The organism is Achromobacter deleyi, assembly GCF_902859705.1.
Classification (GTDB): Bacteria; Pseudomonadota; Gammaproteobacteria; order Burkholderiales; family Burkholderiaceae_B; genus Achromobacter; species Achromobacter deleyi.
On sequence record NZ_CADIJO010000001.1, the window covers coordinates 1 to 22,910 of the forward strand.

Here is a 22,910-nt window from a genome sequence, read left to right on the forward strand (position 1 = left end):
AGGTGCCTTGACTGGTTCGACCGCTGATCGAAACCTGACCCACCGGAGCGGTATGCTCCCCAACCTGGACTCTACTAAGTAGCTAGTGGCCCTGAGAAAGGGGGCAGGTCACGGAATCTGCACGCGCCCAATAGCCGATGGCCCCTACGAGGTCATTACGCACCTGCAGCGACTCTCGGGACAGACGAATCTTGTAGCTGATCGATTTGAGCTTAGAGCCTTGCGAGTTGCCGAGGCGCGTAAAGCATGACAACCACGTGCGGTGCCCGCCCTTGCCGGTGGATTTGCAGCGGGTGCCGGTTCGGGCCAAGGCGCCGTCCAGACGCATCAATTCATCCTGGAAACTGACCTTGATCAATTCAACTCCCTACAACTTCCAATAGTATGTCCGCATGATCGGCTTAAGGCGCCTTCTCGCAAGATGGAGCCGCTGGATTACCAGCGGCCTAGTCGTAACCTTGCTTTTCTCGCAGGTTGCGATGGCGATGTACGTCTGTCCCAAGCCAGACCCGAGGGCATCTGTGGAAACCACGCAAATGCGTGCCACGATCTCGATGCAGCAGGCTGACAAGTTGCCAATGTGTCAACGCCGGTTGAAAACTGACCCCTTTGTCGGCGCTCGCGCCGAAGTAAATTTGACCCCCTGGGGTTGAAGGGTTATTGGGCAGCAGTCCGAGCCCGAGCCGGGCTGTTGCCGGCTTTGCGCTTGTCCTTGAGCCGATAGCTTTCGCCACTGATCTGCACGATGTGAGCGTGATGCAGAAGGCGGTCGAGCATGGCTGCCGTGAGCGTCTGGTCGTCGGCGAAGGCGCTGGCCCATTGAGGGAAGGGCAGGTTGCTGGTCAAGATGATGCTGCCTCGCTCGTAGCGCTTGGCGACCACCTGGAAGAACAGATTTGCTTCATCGCGCCCGAAGGGCAGGTAGCCGATCTCGTCGATGACGAGCAGACGTGGGCCAAGCACGGCTCGATTGAAGTACTGCTTGAGCTGTCCTTGCCGATGTGCCGCGTTCAGCTGCAGGATGAGATCGGCGGCACTGATGAAGCGGGTCTTCACGCCAGCCATGGTGGCGCGATATGCCAGGGCAATTGCCACGTGGCTCTTGCCCACGCCGGAGGGTCCGAGCAAGACGATGTTCTCGGCACGGTCGATGAATGCCAGGTTGGCCAGTTCCTGGATCTGCGCGCGGGGTGCGCCGCTGGCGAAGGCGAAGTCGTATTGCTCCAGCGTCTTGACTGCTGGCAGCGTTGCCATCTTCAGTAAGGTCGAGCGGCTGCGCTCCAGTTTTGCCTGGTGTTCGCCGCTCAGGATCTTCTCCAGGAAATCGGCGAAACTTGCTTGCTCGTCGGCGCTTTGCTGTGCGAGGTGGGCCCAGTCGGCCGCGATGCGCTCGAGCTTGAGCTGGATGCAGAGCTCGGCGATGCGTGCGTGCTGCAGGTTCATGCGGCATGCTCCAGTAAGGCGCCGTACACCGACAGCGGGTGCTGCAGGCTCTCGTGCGGAATCACCATATCTGCAGTTTTTACGGTAACGGCCGGCGGCGTAGCGAACGCCCTGGGCAGGCTCATCAAACTATGTCGCTCGTGAGCAAGGCGCACTTCGGGCTTCTCACCCGTCGTGCCGTGGATGCGTTGCTGCGCCACCTCTGCCAACCAGCGGCCGATATGGGCATTGGCCGTATCGACATCGAGGAGCAGGCCGGCCGTCTTCAGCGTCGCAGCCAACGGGGTGACGAAGCTGCTCTTCAGATAGCCGTTGAACCGTTCGACCTTGCCCTTGGTTCTGGCTCGATAGGGTCGACACAGCCTGGGACGAAAGCCAAACTCATCGGCCAACGAGGCAAGTGCTGGGTGCCAGCGATGTTGACCCTGGCCGTATGCATCGCGTTCGGTGACGACCGTACCGGCGTTGTCGAAAAGAACCTCTTCGGGCACGCCGCCGAAATAAACAAATGCTTCACGTAAGCCGCGTAGCCAAGCCGGGCTGTCTTCTCTCTCGGAAAATAGCACGAAGGTGGCGCGGCTGTAGCCCAGCGTGGCGACGAAGGCCTTCAGCGGATGGCGGCCTCGCCGTATCGTCGTGAAGTCGGCCTGCATCTGCTTGCCGGGTGGGGTCTCGAACCGCACCACAGGCTCGGCGGGACGAACCTTCAACGGCGCCAGAAACGCCTTCAACTGACTAATGCCGCCCGTGTAACCGTGTTCACGGATCTCGCGCAGAAGAACCGTCGCCGGAATCCAGTGCGGATGGGCCGCCTCGATGCGATCTCGCAGGTACTGCGTGTACGGGTCCAGCTTGCGTGGCCGCGCAGCCCTCGGGCCGTAGCTGGGAGGCGTCGCCTCACCGCGCAGGTATCGCCTGACTGTGTTGCGCGACACGCCCAACTCTCGCGCGATCGCCTTGATGCCGTGGCCCTGACGGGCCAGTACTCGAATCTCCAATGATTGCTCCTGGGTCAACATCTTGGCGGCCAAAAGCCGCCATCATCGCCCAGGGGGTCAGTTTTACCTCGGCGCCAGGGGTCAGTATTACTTCGGCGCTGACACCAATGTCGGATTGCACCGGCATGCCTGATTCCATGGACAGCGAAGCGCCACAGTTGTGCCACGCTCATTGCAGTGGCGATCGGGAGTCGGCGCTTTCATGGCAGGGGCTGGACATTCAGTTTCTCGCGGCGCACGTGATGTGGCTCGCCAACTCGCTGCCCGGGTTGGTTCTCGACCGGGTAGCCCTCAGAGCGTGTTCAAAGTCTTTTGAGCAAGAGCACCAAGAATGCCAAGTGGACGAACTGCAGGCTGGTGTTGAGCCATCGCTCGCAGTTCTTCCACAGCCTCCTGTTCTTGTCCAGCCAGGCAAAGCTGCGTTCCACGACCCAGCGCTTGGGCATCACTTTGAAAGTGTGAAGCTCGCTTCTCTTGGCGATCTGCACCGTCACATGCCCTCCCAGAATCTGCTGCACGCCTTGCGCGAACGGCCGACCGATGTAGCCTGCATCGCACAGCAGGCTTTGTAGCCGGCTCAACCGGGGCTTGCAGCGCTGTAGCGCCTGCAGTGCGCCTTTGCGGTCCGTCACCTCGGCCGTGGTCACCGCTATCGCATGCGGCAATCCCTGGGTGTCCACCGCGATGTGGCGCTTGATGCCCGAGACCTTCTTGCCTGCGTCATAGCCCTTCAAGCCCGCCGTGTCCGTGTTCTTCACGCTCTGCGCGTCCACGATCAAGAGCGTGCTGCAGGCGTTGCGCCCCAGTTTCTCGCGGGCCGCGCCAACCTGATTTTTTTAATGCCTGCTCCAGCAGGCTGCCACCCTCGCGTGGCTCGCTCCAGATGGCAAAGTACGAGTGCACGGTGCGCCATTTGGGAAAGTCGCTGGGCAGTGCCCGCCACTGACAGCCCGTGCGCAGCAGGTACAGCACGGCGCAGAACACCTCGTACAGCTCCACTTTGCGTGGGGCAGTCTTTCTGCGCGCACTCTCCAGCAATGGCCGGATCACCTCGAACTGCTCGCGCTTGATGTCGCTGGGGTAGCCTTTTCTCACCCAGCGAGCTTCTCACATCAAGAGGGCGAGACTTTGAACACGTTCTCAGGCGGCACGTTACCTACATTCCTCCCAATCCCCGCGCGGGCTTTCCGCCGATCTACCTCACGTTCCAAGTCCTGCGGAATTGATTTATGTGTCCGTGCTCGCCGCGCACCGATGCGGCAGACCACGTGATTTCGTGAATACCAATTCCGAGGACAACCATGTTTACTCCCTTTTTTGGCGCCCCCGAGGGGCGCCCGTCGGCGTACGGCCGAGGCACAACGCCGGCCTCGATGCGAGTGCATCGTCTGAAAGCTATCAGCATCGCGTTGGCGGGCAGTGCGCTTGTCTCGCCTGTAGCCTACGCCCTCGATTTTGCTGAGGCACGCCTTATCGCGGAGCAGCAGAGCCCACGCATAAGCGCGCAGCAGTTGCAGGTTAACGTCGCCGAATCCGTGCAGAAGGCAGCAGGCTCGCTGCCCGACCCCAAGCTCTCGCTCGGCATCGAAAACTACCCCATCAGCGGCATGGATCGCTGGAGCATGACGCGCGAATCCATGACGATGCAGCGCTTGGCGCTCATGCAGGAAGTGCCCAACAGGGCCAAGCGCGACGCCCAGGTCGCCAGCGCGCAGGCGCGTGTGGATCGAGAACGCGCGGCGCTGGTTTTGCAGCGATTGCAGATCCGCCAGGAACTCAGCCTGGCGTGGATCGCCGCGCAGGCGGTGGAGCAACGGGAGATACTGCTGACGGAACTGCTCGCGGAGAACCAGCGCCTGCAAGACAGTCTCCCCGCTCGCGTCGCCGGCGGCACCGCCCAGGCTGGCGATCTGTTGGTCGCGGAACAGGAGGCGCTGACACTCACGGACCGCCGTGACGATCTACAGCGGGACCGGGCCAAGGCCAGGGCCGCGTTGCGGCGCTGGGTGGGCTCCAGGGCCGACGAAGCACTGCAAGGCGATCCAGGCCCGCTCACTCGCCCCGTCGCGCAACTGCGCACAGAACTGGCGAATCACGCGGAGCTTGAACTCTATCCGGCGATGCAAAGCATGGCCCGGGCCGAGTCCCGCGAAGCCCAATCAGAGACCCGCGGCGATTGGGCCTGGGAGATAGCCTATAGCCGGCGTGATCGCCGATGGGGCGACATGGTGTCATTTCAGGTGACATTCGATCTGCCTTGGCAGAAGGATCGACGCCAAGTGCCCATGATCGAGGCAAAACGGCACGAGTTGGAACGTCTGGACGCCGAACGCGAAGACGTGGCGCGGCGGCATTTGCAGGAGCTGGACGACAGCGCCGCCGAACTCCAAGCGTTGAACAGCCAGATCGACCGCCTGCAGACCGCCGGCTTGCAACTGGTACGGAACCGAGCGGCGCTTGCATTGAGCAACTACCGATCCGCCAAGGGGGACCTGAGCGCTGTGCTCAGTGCACGCGCCCAGGTGCTGGAGACGCGCATGCGTCTGATCGACCTTGGAGCGCAGCGCGACAGCCTCGTCGCCCGACTGAACAGCCTGATCGCGGACTGAGTGGAGACCCTCGCCATGAATACCTCTTCGAGAAACATCCTTGCCGGCTTGACGCTGGTTGCTGCCGGTATTGCCGTTGGATGGGGCGTCGCCCAATGGCGCGCCGGCCACCTCAGCGGCTCCCCCGCTGCCAACGTCTGTTGGCGCGCACTTAAAACTGACCCAGGCTGCGCGTTGAACTTTGACCCACCCGGTGTACGGGGCTGAGGGTATCAGTTGGTGGTCTGGGTGGTGGCCTCCTTTGCCCTGATTCTGGCTTTGGTCTTGTTGGCGGCGGTGCTGTTGCGCAGCCGCCAGGAGTCGTTGCCGGTCTCCAGGATGTGGCAGTGGTGGGTGATGCGATCCAGCAGCGCGGTGGTCATCTTGGCGTCGCCGAACACCTGACCCCATTCGGAGAAGGCCAAGTTGGTGGTGATGGCGAGGCTGGTGCGCTCGTAGAGCTTGCTGATCAGGTGGAACAGCAGCGCGCCGCCTGAGGGGGTGAACGGCAGGTAGCCCAGTTCATCGAGGATGACCAGGTCGGCATAGGTCAGGCGCAGGGCGATCTGCCCGGCCTTGCCCTGGGCCTGTTCCTTCTCCAGCGCATTGACCAGTTCGATGGTGGAGAAGAAGCGCACGCGCAGGCGATGCTGGCGCACGGCCTGGATGCCGATGGCGGTGGCCAGGTGGGTCTTGCCGGTGCCCGGTCCACCGACAAGGACGACGTTCTCGGGGGTGTGGATGAAGTCACCCTGGTGGAGTCGTTCGACCAGTGCGCGATCAACGGGACTGGCCGCGAAGTCGAACCCGAGCAGGTCACGATGGACGGGGAAACGTGCGGCCTTCATCTGGTTGGCCTGGGCACGAACCTGCCGTTCGGCGGACTCGGCCTGCAGCAGTTCGGCCATCCAGTGTTCGGGCTCCATGGTGTGCAGGCGCATCTTGGCCAGCAGTTCGGGCCACTGGCTGGCCATGCCGTGCAGCTTGAGCTGCTGCATGCGCAGCGGCAGGTCAGGCGTCGACATGATCTGCCTCCCGCAGGGCGTCGTAGCGGGCCGGATCGGACACCGGCGGATGACGCAGCGTCACTCGCGAGGCGACCGTCTCGATCGTGCGGTCCGGATGCTGCAATCGCCCCAGCACGTTGAGCACGTGGTCGGCGCGCACCAGGCCGGACTCGAGTGCCAGTTCCACCGCCACCAGTACCGCTTCGAGCCCGTGCACGGGTACGGCGGCCAGCACCTGGGCCATGGCGCGGTCGCCGTGAGGCTGGCGCAGCAACACCTGCTGCAGCTTGCGCAGCGGATCGGGCATGGACAGGAACGGCGCGCCGTCACGCAGTGCCCCCGGCTTGCGCTGGACCAGGGCGATGTAGTGCTGCCAGTCGTAGTGGACCCGATCACGCTCGAAGCTGCGCCGGTGGCGGGCGACCTCGGCCTCGCCGACCACCACGGCCAGTTCGAAGGGATACACGCGCAGGCTGGCGACGGCGTGGGCGTGTTCGCACGGCACGCTGTAGCGGTTGCGCTGGAAGCTGACCAGCGCGGTCGAACTGACCCGCACCGGCCGCTCGATGTAGCCGTCGAAGGGCGCGGGCATCGGCATCAGGTGGGGCTGTTCGTCCTCCAGAGCTTCGGCCACGGTGATGTCGGAGGCATCCGGATGCGCCTGCATCGGCCAAGCGGCGCGGCACTCGCTGGCGAGCCAGGCGTTGAGGGTGTCCAGATCTGGCCAGTGGCGGGCCCCGGCCTCGATCCAGATCTGTCGGCGCCGGTCCTGCACGTTCTTCTCGACCCGCCCCTTCTCCCAACCCGCGGCGCGGTTGCAGAACTCCGCGGCGAACAGGTAGTGGCTGGTCATGGCGTGGAAGCGGGCGTTGACCCGCCGTTCCCGGTGCTGGCCGATCCCGTCCACCGCCGTCTTCATGTTGTCGTAGATGCCGCGGCGCGGCACGCCACCGAAGGCGGTAAACGCCTGGGTATGAGCATCGAACAGCATCTCGTGGCTCTGGGTGGGATAGGCCACCAACCAGAAGGCGCGGCTGCAGGCCAGCTTCACGTGGGCGAGATCCAGCGGCATCTTGGCGTGGCTGCCGACGAAGGCGTACTCGCGGCTCCAGTCGAACTGGAAGGCTTCACCCGGAGGAAAGTGCAACGGCACGAAGGCCGGGCGGCGGCTGGCGCCGCCGGCCGCCTTCCACTGGCGGATGAAGGCCGTCACCCGGGTGTAGGTGCCCGGATAGCCGATCGCCTGCAACTGCGAGAACAGCACCTTGGCGGTGCGTTGTTCCCGCCGGGGACGATGGCTGTCGGCACGCAGCCACGTCTCCAACTGGGACCGGTAGGGATCGAGCCGGGAGGGCGAGGCTCGCCTGGGATAGACCGGCTCGGACTGGCCGCTGCGCAGCCATCGCCGGATGGTATTGCGGGATAGGCCCGTGCGCTTGGCGATCTCGCGCAGCGGCAGGCCATCGCGGAAATGCATCCGCCGGATCTTGGCCAACATGACCATGGTGATCACTCCTGAAATCCCCCGAGCAAAAGATGCTCAGGATGTGGGCTTCAGGTGGGTCAGTTTTACCCGCGCATCACCGCCGAAAGTGGGTCAGTTCTGGATGCGCGCCAACAGCGTCAGGCACTTTCGAGCATTGCCGCATCATTTAGCAACCGTTGAATGCGCTGGCGAGTCTCCTCTGGAATACCTTGCACAGACGAGTCAGGTCCGGGCCTGTTTGGCTGCTGCTGGGTGCCCGCGATGACCCGCACGACCATGCCCAAATTTCCTGGTGTCACGATGTCGATGGCTGCGCGATCACCCAGGTCCGGATGTGGGCGGGTCAGCATCCGGTACAGGTCCCACGGATCCGCATGCGGGCACTGGTTCATGAGCACCTGTGCCAGCTTGTGCTTGAGGGGTACCAGCTGCCAGTCGGGCACGCGTTGCCCGCGGTTGCCCAAGCTGATGGACAGCAGCTTGCCCGCCTTCAGCTCGCGGTTGATCTGGTCCTTGGACTTCCCGGCCAACTTGCCGAACAGCGGGACCGGCAGACTGCTCGGCGATTCGTAGATGACCAGCATTTCCTCGCGCTCGCGCTGGATGACAGACACCTCCGGCTCTGGCGCATGCGTCGGGGGCGGTGGTACCTGCGACAGTCGCTGGAATGTGATTCCCCCGTCGTTTGGCGTCACGACGATGGGTTCGGCCACCACAGGCGGAACGGATGCCGCAGAAGCAGCAGCGACGATGGTGTTGGGCTTGTCCTCCTCTGCCATGGCCGGCACGCCCTCGATATGGATCGTGAGGTGCGCGCTGGCCGCTTCCACTTGGCCCTGTTCGAGCAGATCGAGACGATCCGCCCAGTCCTGCATCATCCGGCGGCGCGGCTCAACATACTTGGCGTGGTTGTAGGCCGAACTCACCTTGTTCGGGTCCGAGTGCGAAAGCTGCGCGTCCACCCAAATCTTGGGATAGCCGATCTCGTTGAGCGCCGTCGAGATGGTTCCGCGGATGCCGTGACCGGTCAGTTGATCCTCGTAGCCCATTCGTTTCAAGGCCGCGTTGAGGGTGTTCTCGCTGATGCGCTTCTTGAGTTCGCTGCGGTGCGTGAGCAGATGGACCTGGGCCGGCCTCATCACACCCAACAGGTAGCGCACGATCTCGATGGCCTGCACGGACAACGGCACGATGTAGGGCGGAACGTCCTGCGGGCGCTTGCCGGCCTTGCGCATCTCGTCTTGGAGTTGCTTGACGATCTGCGGCGGGATGATCCACAGGCCACGGTCGAGATCGAACTGGTCCGGGGTCGCCAGCCGCAGCTCGCCGGTACGCACGCCGGTCAGGAACAGCAGCCGGATGCCGAGTTGGGTCTGCCAACCACGAGGGTTGTAGAGCCTGAGCTTGTGCAGGAACTCGGGAAGCTCCGGAAGATGCAGGTAGGGGTTGTGGTTCACCGGGGGCTTGGGCTCGGCCACCACGTCCAGGTCGGAGGCCGGATTGGCTTCCAGCCCCTCCACGATGACGAGGGCATAGCGGAACAACTGCCCCAGCCAGGTGCGGACCTTCTCGGCAGTGGTGAACGCCTTGCGCTCCTCGATCCTCGCCAGGACGCCCAGGAGTTGGGGCCGGCGAATGTCGTAGATCGACATCTGCTTGAGGCTAGGCAGCACGTCCTTGTTGAAGATCCGCAGGATTTGCGACAGCGTGCTGTTCCTGCCCTCCTTGATTTCCTTGCGGCGATGCTCGACCCACGCATCGAAGACGGCCTTGAAGGTGTAGTCGGCCGCAAGCTTGACCGCGTGTCGCTTCTGTTTCCGATCGGTATGGGGGTTGACGCCCTTTGCCAGAAGCGCCCGGGCTTCGTCGCGCAAGGTGCGCGCTTCGCGCAAACCGATCTCGGGGTAGTTCCCCAGGGAGATGCGCTTTTGCTTGCCGAGCCAGTAATAGCGCAAATGCCACGACTTGCCGCCGGTGCGGGCGACCACCAGGCCGAGGCCATCGGTGTCGGGGATGCTGTAGGTTTTCTCGGCGGCCTTGGCTTGCCGCACGGTCAGATCAGAGAGTGTCATCATCAAGCTCCTAAGTCTTGGACTTAGGCCCGATGCTGCTTGTCATCCCGATCCAACCCCAGCAACAACCCGGAACCGGCACGACCCGCATTCTTTGGCCTTGTTTTTGGCCTCAAAAATGGTGGCTGTCAGTGGACTTCCGTGGCTTTCGCTGGAATGAAAAAAGGAGCCGAAGCTCCTCTTTTCAATGACTTACAGACGTCAGTGGAAGTCTGTAGATCATAAATTGGAGCGGGAGACGAGTCTCGAACTCGCGACCTCAACCTTGGCAAGGTTGCGCTCTACCAACTGAGCTACTCCCGCATGGGTTCGCAGTGCCCAGCTTGACGCTGGTTGCCTTGCGGCGTGCAAACCATTTTTTATTGCCAACCCCGGTTCGGTTGCCCTTGGCGCGTACCTTTTCCGGTGTTGCCCGATCAACTTGGTTATCGATCAGAAGGCGCGCATTCTACATGATTTTTTCCGATCGTGCTGGCCGCAGGCGGTTGCCGGGGCTGGCGGATCGCGCTGAACTGGGCAATATCGGGCTGAACCGTGCTGCCAAGCTCAATCAAGTAATATGAGCGAAGACCAAAAATATAGCATAGCCAGTAGTATCCATGTCAAATTCCCCCGCTACGGCGCCTGTGCTGGTACCCCGGCAACAGGACCTTTCCGCCCTGAATACGCTGGGCCTGGCCGCAATGGCCGAGGCTTACGTGTCCGTGGACGACCCCTCCCAATTGCCGGCGCTTTCCGCGCTGGCGGCCCGCAGCGGTTCGCTGTTGGTGTTGGGCGGGGGCAGCAACCTGGTGTTGCCGCAGGCCGTGCCGGGGCTGGTGGCGCGGGTGGCGTTGCGCGGAGTGCGCCTGTTGCAGGCCACGCCAGATGCCTGGCTGGTCGAGGCCGCGGGCGGCGAGACCTGGCATGGCTTCGTGGCCGAATGTGTGCGGCAGGGGTGGGACGGCCTGGAAAACCTGGCCTTGATTCCCGGCACGGTGGGCGCGGCGCCCGTGCAGAACATCGGCGCCTACGGCGTCGAGCTGGCCGACCGGTTCGACAGCCTGACCGCCTGGGATGTGCGCGCCGGCCGCTATGTCGAGATGAGCGCGGCGGATTGCCGCTATGCCTACCGCGACAGCGTGTTCAAGCATCAGCCGCCGGGCAGTTGGGTGATCGTGTCGGTGCGTTTGCGCCTGCCGCGTCCGTGGCAGCCGGTGCTGGGGTATCCCGACTTGCAACGCCATCCACGGTTGGCCCAGGGCCAGCCGACGGCGCGCGATATCTTCGAAGCTGTCTGCGAAATCCGGCGCGCCAAGCTGCCTGACCCTGCGGTCACCGGCAATGCGGGCAGCTTCTTCAAGAATCCGATCGTCTCGGCCGCGCAGCGCGACGCGTTGGCAGGCGAACACCCAGGGTTGGTGTCGTATCCGCAGCCGGACGGGCGCTACAAGCTGGCGGCCGGCTGGTTGATCGACCAATGCGGCTGGAAGGGCCGCAGCCTGGGCGCGGCCGGCGTGCATGATCGCCAGGCGCTGGTGCTGGTGAACCGGGGCGGGGCTACGGCTGCCGACATCATGGCGTTGGCGCAGGCCATCCAGGCAGACGTCGTTGCGCGTTTCGGCGTGATGCTGGAACCTGAGCCCGTGGTGGTGTAAGCGGGGCGGCATGTTGCGCGGCAACCCGATCTGGCGCTGCAGCGACAACCACTCCTACAGACGAAAAAAAGGACCCGAGGGTCCTTTTTTCATAGGGGCCGCAATGGCTGGCCCCATTCAGGCGTTGCGAGGTTCAAAGCCCCAGCACGGCCTGCATGTCGTACAGGCCGTTGTGCTTGCCTTCCAGGAAGCGCGCAGCGCGCAGCGCGCCTTCGGCGTAGGTGGCGCGGCTGGCCGACTTGTGGGTGATTTCGATGCGTTCGCCGATGCCGCAGAACGACACGGTGTGGTCGCCGACGATGTCGCCGCCGCGCAGCACCGAGAAGCCGATGGTGCCGGGCTTGCGCACGCCGGTGTCGCCGTGGCGGCTCCAGGTGGCGACGTCGGGCAGGGCGACGTCCCAGGCGGACGCGATGGTTTCGCCCATCTTGAGTGCGGTGCCGGACGGCGCATCGACCTTGTTGCGGTGGTGCGCTTCGAAGACTTCGACGTCGTAGCCGGAATTCAGGATGCGCGCGGCCATGTCCAGCAGCTTGAGTGTGGCGTTGACGCCGACGCTCATGTTGGGGGCGAACACGATGGCGGTTTTCTGCGCAGCCACTTCGATGGCGGCGCGGCCGTTGTCGTCAAAGCCGGTGGTGCCGATGACGGCCTTCACGCCCAGCCTGGCGCAGGCTTGCAGGTGTTCCAGCGTGCCTTCGGGGCGCGTGAAGTCGATCAGGCAGTCGGCGTTGGCCAGGGCGTTCAGGTCGTCGGTGATGGCGACGCCGGTGGTCTGGCCCAGCGGGGCGCCTGCGTCCTGGCCCAGGGAGGCTGAGCCCTTGCGGTCCAGCGCGACGGCCAGTTGCAGGCCGTCGGCCTTCAGGACGGCGTCGATCAGCATCTGGCCCATACGGCCGCTGGCGCCGGCAATTGCAATACGCATGTGGTGAATCCTTGGGGGTTAGCGCAGCGGCTCGGGCGAGTTGCCGGGCTGGCCGGGGTATTGGTTCATGGGGCTGACGGGGGCGGCGGCGTCACGCTTTTTCTGTTCTTCTTCCTGCTTGATCCGGGCTTCGTCTTCGCTCAGGCGCTTGTCGGCTTTTTCGTCGGCGACGGCGTTGGGCGTGTTCAGCTGGTACGGTTGCAGGTCAGGCTGCTTGTCGCCTTCCCAGCGCGTCAGGCGGTCGTTTTCGAACCAGACCGTGAACTTGCGCTCTTGGGCCTCGCCGTAGCCAGGCTTGAAGTAGTAGGGGTAGTCCCAGCGGTTGGCGTGCAGCACGCTGGTCAGCGTGGGGCTGCCCAGGGCGAAGCGCACCTGTTCGCGCGTCATGCCGGGCTGCAGCAGGGCGACCTGCTCCTGGGTGATCCAGTTGCCTTGCTGGACGCCCGCCTTATAGGGGAAGCCCCATTTGTTTCCCGAGCAACCCGCGAGGGCGACGGCCAGGGCGGCGATGGCCAATCCGGTCTTGAGCGAGCGGGAAGGAATTCGTGCAATCATGGACACTACGCGCCCCTATTATTTGGAAGCAGACAAAACCGTTATCATAAAGGTTTCATAAGGATAGTTCTGCGGGGCGGCAGGAATTCTGGTGGGGCCGGCTCGCGGTTACCCGGTATCCTTGCCCATGCCAACGCGGACGGAGAGCGATTACACCATGAGCGACCAAAGCGAACTGAAAAACATGGGTTTGAAGGCGACGTTTCCCCGCCTGAAAATTCTTGATATCTTCCGTAAGTCCGACCAGCGCCACCTCAGCGCTGAAGACGTCTACCGGGCCCTCATCGGCGAAAACGTCGAAATCGGCCTGGCCACCGTCTACCGCGTGCTGACTCAGTTCGAACAGGCCGGCATCCTTGCCCGCAGCCAGTTCGACAGCGGCAAGGCCGTGTTCGAGCTCAACGACGGCGATCACCACGATCACCTGATCTGCACGAATTGCGGCAAGGTGGTCGAGTTCTCGGACCCGGACATCGAAAAGCGCCAGCAAAAGATCGCCAAGGACAACGGCTTCGCGCTGGAAAGCCACGCGATGGTGCTGTACGGCATCTGCGGCAGCTGCCTGAAAGGCCGCTGAGCTTTTCCTCGCGGGACTCACTGACCACGGCCGCGCTCGCCGTGGTTCAGTGAAGGCAAAAGCCCCTTCTCCAAGAAGGGGCTTTTTTTATTCCTGCGGGCGGAATGAAAAGCGGGTGGCCGCCCGATGCGCCGGGCGTGAGGGTCAGGCCGGCGTGTGCCCGAAACCGGCCAGCATCTCGCGGGCGTGTTCGCGGGTGGTGGCGGTGAGCTTGATGCCGCCCAGCATGCGGGCGATTTCCTCGACCCGGGCGCCGTCGTCCAGTTCTTCGATGCGGGACCGGGTGGTGCCGCGCGATTCGGTCTTGCTGACCAGGAACTGGCTGTTGCCGCAGGCGGCCACCTGGGGCAGGTGGGTCACGCACAGCACTTGATGGCGTTCGCCCAGCTCGCGCAGCAGCTTGCCGACGGCTTCGGCCACCGCGCCGCCCACGCCGCTGTCGACTTCGTCGAAGATCAGGGTGGGTACGCGGGCCGCACGGCTGGCAATGACGGACAGCGCCAGCGAGATGCGCGACAATTCGCCGCCCGAAGCCACCTTGGCCAAGGGGCGCGGCGTGGTGCCGGCATGGCCGGCCACCAGGAATTCGACCTGTTCGTTGCCGTGGGCCGAAGGGGCGGCGGCCGACAGGGACGGCTCGAACTTGCCGCCCTGCATGGCCAGCGTCTGCATGGCCTGGGTGACTTGCTTGCCCAGGTCCTTGGCGACTTTGCGGCGCGCCGTGGACAGCTTGGCGGCGGCGGCATCGTATTGCGCCTGGGCCGCCTGGGCCTGCGCGCGCAGCGCGTCGATATCGGTGGCGGCTTGCAGCGCGGCCAGTTCGGCGTGCAGGCTGTCGCGCAGTTCGCACAGGGCGTCGGGCTCGGTGCGGAACTTGCGGGCGGTTTCGAAGACCGTGCTCAGCCGCGCTTCGACGTCGGCCAGGCGCTGAGGGTCGAGGTCGACGCGGCTGACGTAGTTGTTCAGGTCGGACACGGCTTCGCTGATGGCGATACGGGCCGATTCCAGTTCGTCGTAGATGCCTTGCAGGCCGGTGTCGTGGCGCAGCATCTGCTGGATGCGGTGGTTGGCCGAGGTCAGGCGGTGATGCGCGGAATCGCCTTCACCGTCCAGGGCTTCCAGGATCTGGGTGGCGCCATCGAGCAGCGATTGCGAATGCGCCAGCCGGGTGTGTTCGGATTGCAGCGCATCCCATTCGTCGGGCGCCAGGCCCAGGCGGTCGAGCTCGTCGACCTGCCATTGCAGCCGTTCGCGTTCGGTGGCGAGGCTGGCGGCGTCTTTTTCGGCAGCTTCAAGTTGGCGCGCCAGCGCACGCCATTGCTTCCAGGCCTGGCCCACGGCCTGGCGCAGGTCGCCATGGCCGCCGTGTGCATCCAGCATGTCGCGTTGGGCGTCGGGGCGCATCAGGCTTTGATGCGCGTGTTGGCCATGGATGTCGACCAGGCTGTCGCCCAGTTCGCGCAACTGCGCCACGGTGGCCGGGGTGCCGTTGATGTAGGCGCGGCTGCGGCCTTGCGCGTCGATCACGCGGCGCAGCGCCAGTTCTTCATCGGCGTCGATTTCGCGTTCGGCCAGCCACGCGTGCAGCGCGCGCGGGGTGTCGAACACGGCGGTGATGTCGGCGCGCGTGGCGCCTTCACGCAGCACGCTGACGTCGCCGCGTTCGCCCAGCGCCAGCGCCAGGGCATCGATAAGAATGGATTTGCCTGCCCCGGTTTCGCCGGAGAAGACGGTAAAGCCAGGACCGAAATGGATCTCGGTCTGTTCGACGATGACAAAGTCGCGGATGTGCAGGGTGCGCAGCATGTCTGGGCGCTAATTACTCTACGTTGTCGGTGGCTTGCGGCATCAGGTTCCAGTGCAGCTTGCGGCGCAGGGTGGAAAAGAAGCTGTAGCCTTCCGGGTGCACGAAGCGGATGGTATAGGGCGCGCGTTGCACGACGATGCGGTCGCCGGGTTGCAGGTCGGACCAGGTCTGCATGTCGAAATGCACGCTGGCGCCGACTTCGACGCGGCCCATGGCCGTCAGCGTCATGTTCAGCACGCCGCTGTCGGGAATGACGATAGGGCGGTTGGACAAGGTCTGGGGCGCCACCGGCACCAGCACCATGGCGTTCATGCCGGGGTGCAGGATGGGGCCGTTGGCCGACAGCGCGTAGGCGGTCGAGCCGGTGGGCGTGGCGATGATCAGGCCGTCGGCGCGCTGCGTGTACATGAAGGCGCCGTCGAGTTCGACGCGGACTTCGATCATGCCGCCGCGCCCCGCGCGGTTCAGGACCACGTCGTTCAGGGCCGTGGCGGAATACATTTTCTGGTTGCCGCGCCAGACGCTGCCTTCGAGCAGCATGCGCGCTTCGATCTGGTAGCTGCCTTCCAGCACGCGCGCCAGCGCGCCGTGCGCGTCCTGCAGCGGGATGTCGGTGATGAAACCCAGGCGGCCGTGGTTGATGCCGACCAGCGGCACGCCGTAGGGCGCCAGGTGGCGTGCGGCGCCCAGCACGGTGCCGTCGCCGCCCATCACGACCGCGAGCGATGCGCTCTGGCCGATCTGTTCAAGCGTGGCGACCGGGTATTCGGTCAGGCCGGTGTTGCGGGCAGTGTCGGCATCGACCAGCACCTGCCGGCCCGCTTGCGTCAGCGCGTGCGCAAGCGCTCTTAGCGGGGCGTCCAGGCCGGTGTCCTGGTATCTGCCGATCAGCGCGACGGTAGGAAAGTGCATGGTGGCAAGGCGAATCTGAAAAACCCAACAACAAAGGCGAAATCGGCCCGACAAGCGGCCGGTTAGCCGATTATATGGGGCCGCATATCGGTTGGCGGGACAAAAATCGCCTTAATTGGAAAAGATTCCCTAAAATACACGCTATGGATGACCGCGCACGCGCATTACTGAAGGCGTTGATCGAACGCTACATCGCCGATGGGCAACCAGTCGGTTCGCGGACGCTTTCGAAAGTGTTCGATCTGTCGCCCGCCACCATCCGCAATGTCATGGCGGATCTGGAAGAGCTGGGACTGATCCACAGTCCGCATACGTCGGCGGGGCGCGTCCCCACGCCGCGCGGATACCGCATGTTCGTCGATTCCCTGCTGGCGGTGCAGTCCTACCAGATCCAGCCGCACAACATGGGCGAGATGCTGTCGGCCGCCGAGCCCACCCGCGCAGTCAATGCCGCGGCGGCGCTGCTGTCGAACCTGACCCAGTTCGCCGGTGTGGTGCTCACGCCCAAACGGGCCCAGGTGTTTCGCCAGATCGAATTCATCCGCCTGTCCGACAAGCGCGTCCTGCTCATCATCGTCACCCCCGATGGCGACGTGCAGAACCGCATCCTGTTCGTGCAGCGCGACTACGTCGAAGCCGAATTGCTGGAAGCCGGCAATTTCTTCAACATCCATTTCGCCGGCAAGTCGTTCGACGCGGTGCGCCGCACCCTGTCCACCGAACTGGCGCAACTGCGCGAAGACATCTCGCGCCTGATGCAGGCTGCGGTCGAGGCCAGCGCCGAAGCCGCCGAAGACGGCGACGCCATGGTCATTTCCGGCGAGCGCAAGCTGCTGGACGTGACTGACATCGCGTCCGACATGGACCGCCTGCGCAAGATGTTCTCGCTGTTCGAAAAGAAAACCGACCTGCTGCAACTGCTGGACGTGTCCAGCCGGGCGCAGGGCGTGCAGATCTACATCGGCGGCGATTCCCAGCTGGTGCCGATGGAAGAAGTCTCGGTCATCACCGCGCCCTACGGCGTGGACGGCAAGGTGGTCGGCACGCTCGGCGTGATCGGACCCACCCGCATGGCCTACGAACGCGTCATTCCCATCGTGGACATCACGGCGCGTCTCTTGTCCAACGCCCTCAGCCACAACCAGTAGTTCCATTCGAACCGACATCCTCCTTGCGGAGGAAGGGGAGTTTTTGTGTTTCTTCGCCTGTTCAAGTATCTCTGGCCTGAACGCTACCTGCCCGAAACCGAGCAGGACGATCCCTTCAACGAGGACCCGCCGCCGCGGGGCCCGGGCAAGGTCGGCGTGCTGCTGGTGAACCTGGGCACGCCGGACACCCCCAGCAAGAAAGACATCCGCAAGTACCTGGGCGAATTCCTGTCGGACCCGCGCGTGATCGAGATCCCGCGCTATCTCTGGAAGCCGATCCTGCATGGGCTGGTGCTGACCATGCGCCCCAAGAAGCTCGAGCCGCGCTATGCCGGCGTCTGGCTCAAGGAAGGTTCGCCCCTGATGGTCTACAGCCGCCGACAGGCCGAAGGCGTGCAAGCGGCGTTGACGGCGGCCGGCGTCGACGCGGTGGTGGAACTGGGCATGCGCTACGGCAATCCGTCGATTCCCGACGCGATAACCCGCCTGCGGGCAAAAGGCTGCGAACGCATCCTGACCGTGCCGCTGTATCCGCAATACGCCGCCAGCACCACGGCCACCGTGGTCGATGCCGTCACGCGCCATGCCGGGCGCCTGCGCGACCAGCCGGAACTGCGCTTCATCAAGCGCTTTCACGAAGAACCGGCCTACCTGGATTCCCTGGCGGCCCGCATCGAGGCCTATTGGGCCGAGCACGGCCGGCCGCAGAAACTGGTCATGAGCTTTCATGGCCTGCCGCGCTATTCCATCGAGCTGGGCGACCCGTATTACCGCGACTGCATGGAAACCGCCCGGCTGCTGTCGCAGCGCCTGTCGCTGCCGCGCGAGCAGATCGAAGTGACCTTCCAGAGCCGCTTCGGCACCGCCCGCTGGCTCGAACCCTATACCGAACCCACGCTCAAGGCGCTGGCCGCGTCGGGCGTGACCGAGGTGGATGTGGTGTGTCCGGGATTTGTGGCAGACTGTCTGGAAACCCTGGAAGAGATCAGCCTGGAATGCCGCGACGCCTTTATCGGGGCCGGCGGCAAGCAGTTCCGTTACATTCCGGCGATCAACGACGATCCGGCCTGGATCGCAGGGTTGGCCAGCCTGGTGGAACGGCACTTGCAGGGGTGGCCCACGCATCCACGGACTTGAAGGAGAGGGCGCATGCACCATGATCCCAAGACGGGCAAGATTGTGAAAAAGGGGCGCGTCAGCACCCCGGTCGACGAAGATCAGGTCGAACACGAGCTGGACGAAGCGCTGGCCGAGACCTTTCCGGCCAGCGACCCGATTGCCATCAATCCCGAACCCGATGACGACCCCCGGGTCGACCGCGCCCTGAAGGAAAGCTTTCCCGCCAGCGACGCGGCCGCCCCGGCGCAGCCGCACAAGAAGTGACCTGATCGTCGGGCGGGCGGGGGAATATTTGCTTTCCCGGGCTTGAAATAGGGGTATTGGCCCCCATTCATGTCTGCGAAAGCCATTCTTTTTGGAGGATTCCCCATGTCGGCACCCAACGAGCCTGTAGACCAGACGCCCGGATTCGGCGAAAACGCCGATGCGGCCCCCGCCGCCCAGGACGCCGCGCAGGCCGAGCTGAACGAGTTGCGCGCCCAGCTGGACGCGGCCCAGGCTACCGTCAATGAGCAGCACGACCAACTGCTGCGCGTGCACGCCGAGGCCGAGAACGTCCGCCGCCGCGCCCAGGAAGAAGTGTCCAAGGCCCGCAAGTTCGGCATCGAATCGTTCGCCGAAAGCCTGGTGCCGGTCAAGGACAGCCTCGAGGCCGCCCTGGCCCAGGCCGACCAGACCGTGGAAACCCTGCGCGAAGGCGTCGAAGTCACCCTCAAGCAGCTGGCCGCGGCCTTCGAGCGCAACCTGCTCAAGGAAATCGCGCCGGTCCAGGGTGACAAGTTCGATCCGCACCTGCATCAGGCCATTTCGTCGATTCCCGCCCCGCAGCCCGCCAATACGGTGGTGCAAGTGCTGCAAAAGGGCTATGCCATCGCCGACCGCACGCTGCGTCCGGCCCTGGTGGTGGTGTCCGCCGGCCAAGGCTGAGCGGCAAGCGCGCCATGAACGATCCCCGTTTCGATCCGGCCCAGGTCTTCGCGGTATTCGGCATGCGTCATGTCGACACCGCGGGGTTCGACGCGGCCGTGGTCCAGGCGCCGGGATCGGACCTGCGCTGCGTATTCCTGTGGGGCCAGGATTGCTATAACTGCAATCTCTTCAAGCAGGCCGCCCTGCTGCACCAGGACACCCTGCTGGGCCTGGGTTTGAGCTGGTTCGAGGCCGACGTCTACGCCGACGAACCCCTGGGCCGCCGCTTTTCGCTGCATGGCGTCCCCACTTTTGTGCTGTATCGGGCCGGAAAACGGCTAGGACGCATTACCGGCTGGCCCGGATTGCCCCAGTTCACGGCGGCGATCCACCGCCTGCAGGAAGCGCCGGCTGAAAAATCGGGCCAGGCGTCTTGAAAAACCCTGCAGGTAGCCCCAGTTATGTGGGGACAGGAATTTTCTCTCTATTTTCATAGATTTATTCAAGGTAACCCGACCATGAGCAAAATTATTGGCATCGACCTGGGCACGACCAACAGCTGCGTGGCTGTCATGGACGGCGGTCAGGTCAAGATCATCGAAAACGCCGAAGGCGCCCGTACCACCCCCTCGATCGTCGCCTACATGGACGACGGCGAAACGCTGGTGGGCGCGCCCGCCAAGCGCCAGGCAGTCACCAACCCGCGCAACACCCTGTACGCGGTGAAGCGCCTGATCGGCCGCAAGTTCGAAGAAAAAGCGGTGCAGAAGGACATCAACCTGATGCCCTACACCATCGCCCGCGCCGACAACGGCGACGCCTGGGTGGAAGTGCGCGGCAAGAAGATGGCGCCTCCCCAAGTGTCGGCCGACGTGCTGCGCAAGATGAAAAAGACCGCCGAGGACTACCTGGGCGAAGAAGTGACCGAAGCCGTCATCACGGTGCCGGCCTACTTCAACGACAGCCAGCGCCAGGCCACCAAGGACGCCGGCCGCATCGCCGGCCTGGAAGTCAAGCGCATCATCAACGAGCCCACCGCGGCCGCGTTGGCGTTCGGCCTGGACAAGACCGAAAAGGGCGACCGCAAGATCGCCGTCTATGACCTGGGTGGCGGCACGTTCGACGTGTCCATCATCGAAATCGCCGACGTGGATGGCGAAAAGCAGTTCGAAGTGCTGTCGACCAACGGCGACACCTTCCTGGGCGGCGAAGACTTCGACCAGCGCATCATCGACTACATCATTGCCGAGTTCAAGAAGGAACAGGGCGTTGATCTGTCCAAGGACGTGCTGGCCCTGCAGCGCCTGAAGGAAGCTGCCGAAAAGGCCAAGATCGAGCTGTCCTCGGCCCAGCAGACCGAGATCAACCTGCCGTACATCACGGCGGATGCCTCGGGTCCGAAGCACCTGAACCTGAAGATCACGCGCGCCAAGCTGGAAGCGCTGGTCGAAGAACTGATCGAACGCACGATCGAACCCTGCCGCGTGGCCATCAAGGACGCCGGCGTGAAGGTTTCCGACATCGACGACGTGATCCTGGTCGGCGGCATGACCCGCATGCCCAAGGTCCAGGAAAAGGTGAAGGAATTCTTCGGCCAGGATCCGCGCAAGGACGTGAACCCCGATGAAGCCGTCGCCGCTGGCGCCGCCATTCAAGGTTCCGTGCTGTCGGGCGACCGCAAGGACGTGCTGCTGCTGGACGTCACCCCCCTGTCCCTGGGTATCGAAACCCTGGGCGGCGTGATGACCAAGATGATCCAGAAGAACACGACCATCCCGACCCGGTTCTCGCAGACCTTCTCGACCGCTGACGACAATCAGCCGGCCGTGACGATCAAGGTGTTCCAGGGCGAGCGCGAAATCGCCGCGGGCAACAAGGCCCTGGGCGAGTTCAACCTCGAAGGGATCCCGCCGTCGCCGCGCGGTATGCCGCAGATCGAAGTCACGTTCGACATCGACGCCAACGGCATCCTGCACGTGTCCGCCAAGGACAAGGGCACGGGCAAGGAAAACAAGATCACCATCAAGGCCAACTCGGGTCTGTCGGAAGACGAGATCCAGCGCATGGTCAAGGATGCCGAGGCCAACGCCGAGGAAGATCACCGCGTGGCCGAGCTGGCCCAGTCGCGCAACCAGGCCGATGCGCTGGTGCACGCCACCCGCAAGTCGCTGACCGAATACGGCGACAAGCTCGAGGCGTCCGAAAAGGAAAGCATCGAAGCTGCCATCAAGGCCCTGGAAGACACGCTGAAGGACGGCGACAAGGCCGCGATCGACGCCAAGGTGGAAGCCCTGTCGACCGCCTCGCAGAAGCTGGGCGAAAAGATGTACGCCGACATGCAGGCGCAGCAAGCCGCCGGCCAGCAGCAAGCGGCCGACAACGCGAAGCCGGTGGACGACAACGTCGTCGACGCCGACTTCAAGGAAGTCAAGCGCGACCAATAATGGCCGGGCGCTGACCAGCCTCTGCCGCCCGGTAGCCGGAGAAATCCGCCTACCGGGCGAACTCATTCTGTAGCACTGAAAAGAAGGCTCTTTTTTGAGCCCACGGATCATGGCAAAACGCGACTATTACGAAGTCCTGGGCGTGGCGAAAAACGCCTCGGACGACGAACTCAAGAAGGCCTATCGAAAGCTGGCCATGAAATACCATCCGGACCGCAATCCGGACAGCAAAGAAGCCGAAGAGAAGTTCAAGGAAGCCAAGGAAGCCTACGAGGTCCTGGGTGATGAACAGAAGCGCGCCGCTTACGACCGCTACGGCCATGCCGGCGTGGACCCCAATGCCGCCGGCATGGGCGGGGGCATGGGCGGCGGTTTCGCCGATGCCTTCGGCGACATCTTCGGCGAGATCTTCGGTGGCGGCGGCGGTGGCCGTCGTGGCGGCGGCCCGCAGGTGTACCGCGGCGCCGACCTGAAGTACGCACTGGAAATCACGCTGGAACAGGCCGCGGCCGGTTTCGACACCGAGATCCGCGTGCCCAGCTGGGAAAACTGCGATACCTGCCACGGCTCTGGCGCCAAGGCGGGCACGTCGCCCAAGACCTGCCGCACCTGCGGCGGTTCGGGCGCGGTGCGCATGCAGCAGGGCTTTTTCAGCGTGCAGCAGACCTGCCCGACCTGCCACGGCAACGGCAAGGAAATCACCGATCCGTGTCCCGCCTGCGATGGCGTGGGGCGCATCCGCCGCAACAAGACGCTGCAGGTCAAGATTCCTGCCGGCATCGATGACGGCATGCGCATCCGCTCCAGCGGCAATGGCGAACCGGGCATCAACGGCGGGCCGCCGGGCGACCTGTATGTGGAAATCCACATCAAGCAGCACAAGATCTTCCAGCGCGATGGCGACGATCTGCACTGCGAGCTGACCATTCCGTTCACCACGGCGGCCCTGGGCGGCGAGCTGCAGGTGCCGACGCTGGGCGGCAAGGCCGAGATCTCGATTCCCGAAGGCACGCAGTCGGGCAAGACCTTCCGCCTGCGCGGCAAGGGCATCCGCGGCGTGCGCGGCAGCTATCCGGGCGACCTGTACTGCCACGTGGTGGTCGAGACGCCGGTGCGCCTGAGCGACGACCAGAAGAACATCCTGCGCCAGTTCGAGGCCTCGCTGAACGACGGGGGCGATCGCCACTCGCCGCAAAGCAAGTCCTGGACCGACCGCGTGAAGGAATTCTTCAGCTGAGTGGCTTGACCTGATCGCGCCGCCTGCCGGTGCGCCACAGCCCAGG

At 64.1% G+C, this 22,910-nt stretch carries 22 protein-coding genes and 1 tRNA gene; 11 read left to right on the plus strand and 12 right to left on the minus strand.

What is annotated here, in order from left to right; genetic code table 11:
- Window positions 1-82 precede the first annotated feature (82 nt).
- The 4 genes from HV798_RS00005 to HV798_RS00020 form a co-directional block, all read right to left on the minus strand.
- A complete protein-coding gene (locus tag HV798_RS00005) occupies window positions 83-358 on the minus strand; it encodes a hypothetical protein (protein ID WP_003116793.1) in 276 nt (91 codons plus the stop codon).
- Between the two features lie 299 nt (window positions 359-657).
- Window positions 658-1,443 carry an IS21-like element helper ATPase IstB gene (gene istB, locus HV798_RS00010; RefSeq protein WP_006397377.1) on the minus strand — a complete coding sequence of 262 codons (786 nt, stop codon included), beginning with the start codon at window positions 1,441-1,443 and terminating at the stop codon, window positions 658-660.
- Window positions 1,440-2,462, minus strand: coding sequence for an IS21 family transposase (gene istA / locus HV798_RS00015; protein ID WP_011875632.1), 1,023 nt, complete (start codon window positions 2,460-2,462; stop codon window positions 1,440-1,442). The genes istB (HV798_RS00010) and istA (HV798_RS00015) overlap by 4 nt, the downstream gene beginning before the upstream one ends.
- 281 nt (window positions 2,463-2,743) lie before the next feature.
- A protein-coding gene (locus HV798_RS00020) for an IS5-like element ISStma16 family transposase (RefSeq protein ID WP_086009121.1) occupies window positions 2,744-3,536 on the minus strand; the annotation gives its coding sequence in 2 pieces (ribosomal slippage) (window positions 2,744-3,278 and window positions 3,277-3,536; 795 coding nt in all).
- A gap of 278 nt (window positions 3,537-3,814) precedes the next feature.
- Here HV798_RS00020 and HV798_RS00025 point away from each other — a divergent pair.
- A complete protein-coding gene (locus tag HV798_RS00025; RefSeq protein ID WP_024099874.1) occupies window positions 3,815-5,050 on the plus strand; it encodes a TolC family protein in 1,236 nt (411 codons plus the stop codon).
- Between the two features lie 212 nt (window positions 5,051-5,262).
- Here HV798_RS00025 and istB (HV798_RS00030) read toward each other — a convergent pair whose 3' ends face one another.
- The 4 genes from istB (HV798_RS00030) to HV798_RS00045 form a co-directional block, all read right to left on the minus strand.
- Entirely contained in the window at window positions 5,263-6,054 is a 792-nt protein-coding gene (gene istB, locus HV798_RS00030; RefSeq protein ID WP_003097544.1) for an IS21-like element ISPa36 family helper ATPase IstB, read from the minus strand.
- The gene (gene istA / locus HV798_RS00035) at window positions 6,041-7,540 is read right to left on the minus strand and encodes an IS21-like element ISPa36 family transposase (RefSeq protein ID WP_003097546.1); all 1,500 of its coding nucleotides are present in this window, start codon (window positions 7,538-7,540) and stop codon (window positions 6,041-6,043) included. The genes istB (HV798_RS00030) and istA (HV798_RS00035) overlap by 14 nt, the downstream gene beginning before the upstream one ends.
- 119 nt (window positions 7,541-7,659) lie before the next feature.
- Window positions 7,660-9,594 carry a tyrosine-type recombinase/integrase gene (locus HV798_RS00040; protein WP_003097548.1) on the minus strand — a complete coding sequence of 645 codons (1,935 nt, stop codon included), beginning with the start codon at window positions 9,592-9,594 and terminating at the stop codon, window positions 7,660-7,662.
- Between the two features lie 227 nt (window positions 9,595-9,821).
- Window positions 9,822-9,897 (minus strand) — tRNA-Gly (locus tag HV798_RS00045).
- 20 nt (window positions 9,898-9,917) lie between these two features.
- On the opposite strand from HV798_RS00045, the gene HV798_RS00050 reads away from it, so the two are divergent.
- Window positions 9,918-10,157, plus strand: a complete 240-nt coding sequence (locus HV798_RS00050; RefSeq protein ID WP_175190843.1) for a hypothetical protein — start codon at window positions 9,918-9,920, stop codon at window positions 10,155-10,157.
- Between the two features lie 36 nt (window positions 10,158-10,193).
- Complete coding sequence (gene murB, locus HV798_RS00055) at window positions 10,194-11,231, plus strand: UDP-N-acetylmuramate dehydrogenase (RefSeq protein ID WP_175190844.1); 1,038 nt, start codon at window positions 10,194-10,196, stop codon at window positions 11,229-11,231.
- A gap of 133 nt (window positions 11,232-11,364) precedes the next feature.
- On the opposite strand, the gene dapB is transcribed toward murB, so the two are convergent.
- Both dapB and HV798_RS00065 read right to left on the minus strand, forming a co-directional pair.
- The gene (dapB, locus tag HV798_RS00060) at window positions 11,365-12,156 is read right to left on the minus strand and encodes a 4-hydroxy-tetrahydrodipicolinate reductase (protein ID WP_175190845.1); all 792 of its coding nucleotides are present in this window, start codon (window positions 12,154-12,156) and stop codon (window positions 11,365-11,367) included.
- Between the two features lie 18 nt (window positions 12,157-12,174).
- Window positions 12,175-12,711 carry an outer membrane protein assembly factor BamE gene (locus HV798_RS00065; RefSeq protein WP_025136859.1) on the minus strand — a complete coding sequence of 179 codons (537 nt, stop codon included), beginning with the start codon at window positions 12,709-12,711 and terminating at the stop codon, window positions 12,175-12,177.
- Window positions 12,712-12,868: 157 nt separating this feature from the next.
- Here HV798_RS00065 and fur point away from each other — a divergent pair, with 157 nt between their 5' ends.
- Complete coding sequence (gene fur, locus HV798_RS00070; RefSeq protein WP_006223539.1) at window positions 12,869-13,288, plus strand: ferric iron uptake transcriptional regulator; 420 nt, start codon at window positions 12,869-12,871, stop codon at window positions 13,286-13,288.
- Window positions 13,289-13,432: 144 nt separating this feature from the next.
- On the opposite strand, the gene recN is transcribed toward fur, so the two are convergent.
- Together recN and HV798_RS00080 are read right to left on the minus strand one after the other, a co-directional pair.
- The gene (gene recN, locus HV798_RS00075) at window positions 13,433-15,094 is read right to left on the minus strand and encodes a DNA repair protein RecN (RefSeq protein ID WP_175190846.1); all 1,662 of its coding nucleotides are present in this window, start codon (window positions 15,092-15,094) and stop codon (window positions 13,433-13,435) included.
- Between the two features lie 13 nt (window positions 15,095-15,107).
- The gene (locus tag HV798_RS00080) at window positions 15,108-16,007 is read right to left on the minus strand and encodes an NAD kinase (RefSeq protein WP_025136861.1); all 900 of its coding nucleotides are present in this window, start codon (window positions 16,005-16,007) and stop codon (window positions 15,108-15,110) included.
- Between the two features lie 143 nt (window positions 16,008-16,150).
- Here HV798_RS00080 and hrcA point away from each other — a divergent pair, with 143 nt between their 5' ends.
- From hrcA to dnaJ, 7 genes are all read left to right on the plus strand, one after another.
- Complete coding sequence (gene hrcA / locus HV798_RS00085; protein WP_025136862.1) at window positions 16,151-17,155, plus strand: heat-inducible transcriptional repressor HrcA; 1,005 nt, start codon at window positions 16,151-16,153, stop codon at window positions 17,153-17,155.
- A gap of 45 nt (window positions 17,156-17,200) precedes the next feature.
- Entirely contained in the window at window positions 17,201-18,292 is a 1,092-nt protein-coding gene (hemH, locus tag HV798_RS00090) for a ferrochelatase (RefSeq protein ID WP_175190847.1), read from the plus strand.
- A 12-nt stretch (window positions 18,293-18,304) separates the two neighbouring features.
- Entirely contained in the window at window positions 18,305-18,538 is a 234-nt protein-coding gene (locus tag HV798_RS00095; protein ID WP_175190848.1) for a hypothetical protein, read from the plus strand.
- A 105-nt stretch (window positions 18,539-18,643) separates the two neighbouring features.
- On the plus strand, window positions 18,644-19,201 hold the full coding sequence (gene grpE / locus HV798_RS00100) for a nucleotide exchange factor GrpE (RefSeq protein WP_025136865.1): 558 nt from the start codon (window positions 18,644-18,646) through the stop codon (window positions 19,199-19,201).
- 14 nt (window positions 19,202-19,215) lie between these two features.
- Window positions 19,216-19,620, plus strand: coding sequence for a thioredoxin family protein (locus HV798_RS00105; RefSeq protein WP_025136866.1), 405 nt, complete (start codon window positions 19,216-19,218; stop codon window positions 19,618-19,620).
- Window positions 19,621-19,701: 81 nt separating this feature from the next.
- Window positions 19,702-21,627 carry a molecular chaperone DnaK gene (gene dnaK / locus HV798_RS00110; protein WP_025136867.1) on the plus strand — a complete coding sequence of 642 codons (1,926 nt, stop codon included), beginning with the start codon at window positions 19,702-19,704 and terminating at the stop codon, window positions 21,625-21,627.
- A gap of 109 nt (window positions 21,628-21,736) precedes the next feature.
- Window positions 21,737-22,864: a molecular chaperone DnaJ gene (gene dnaJ, locus HV798_RS00115; RefSeq protein WP_025136868.1), complete on the plus strand. Its 1,128-nt coding sequence runs from the start codon at window positions 21,737-21,739 to the stop codon at window positions 22,862-22,864.
- The last annotated feature ends 46 nt before the right edge of the window (window positions 22,865-22,910 follow it).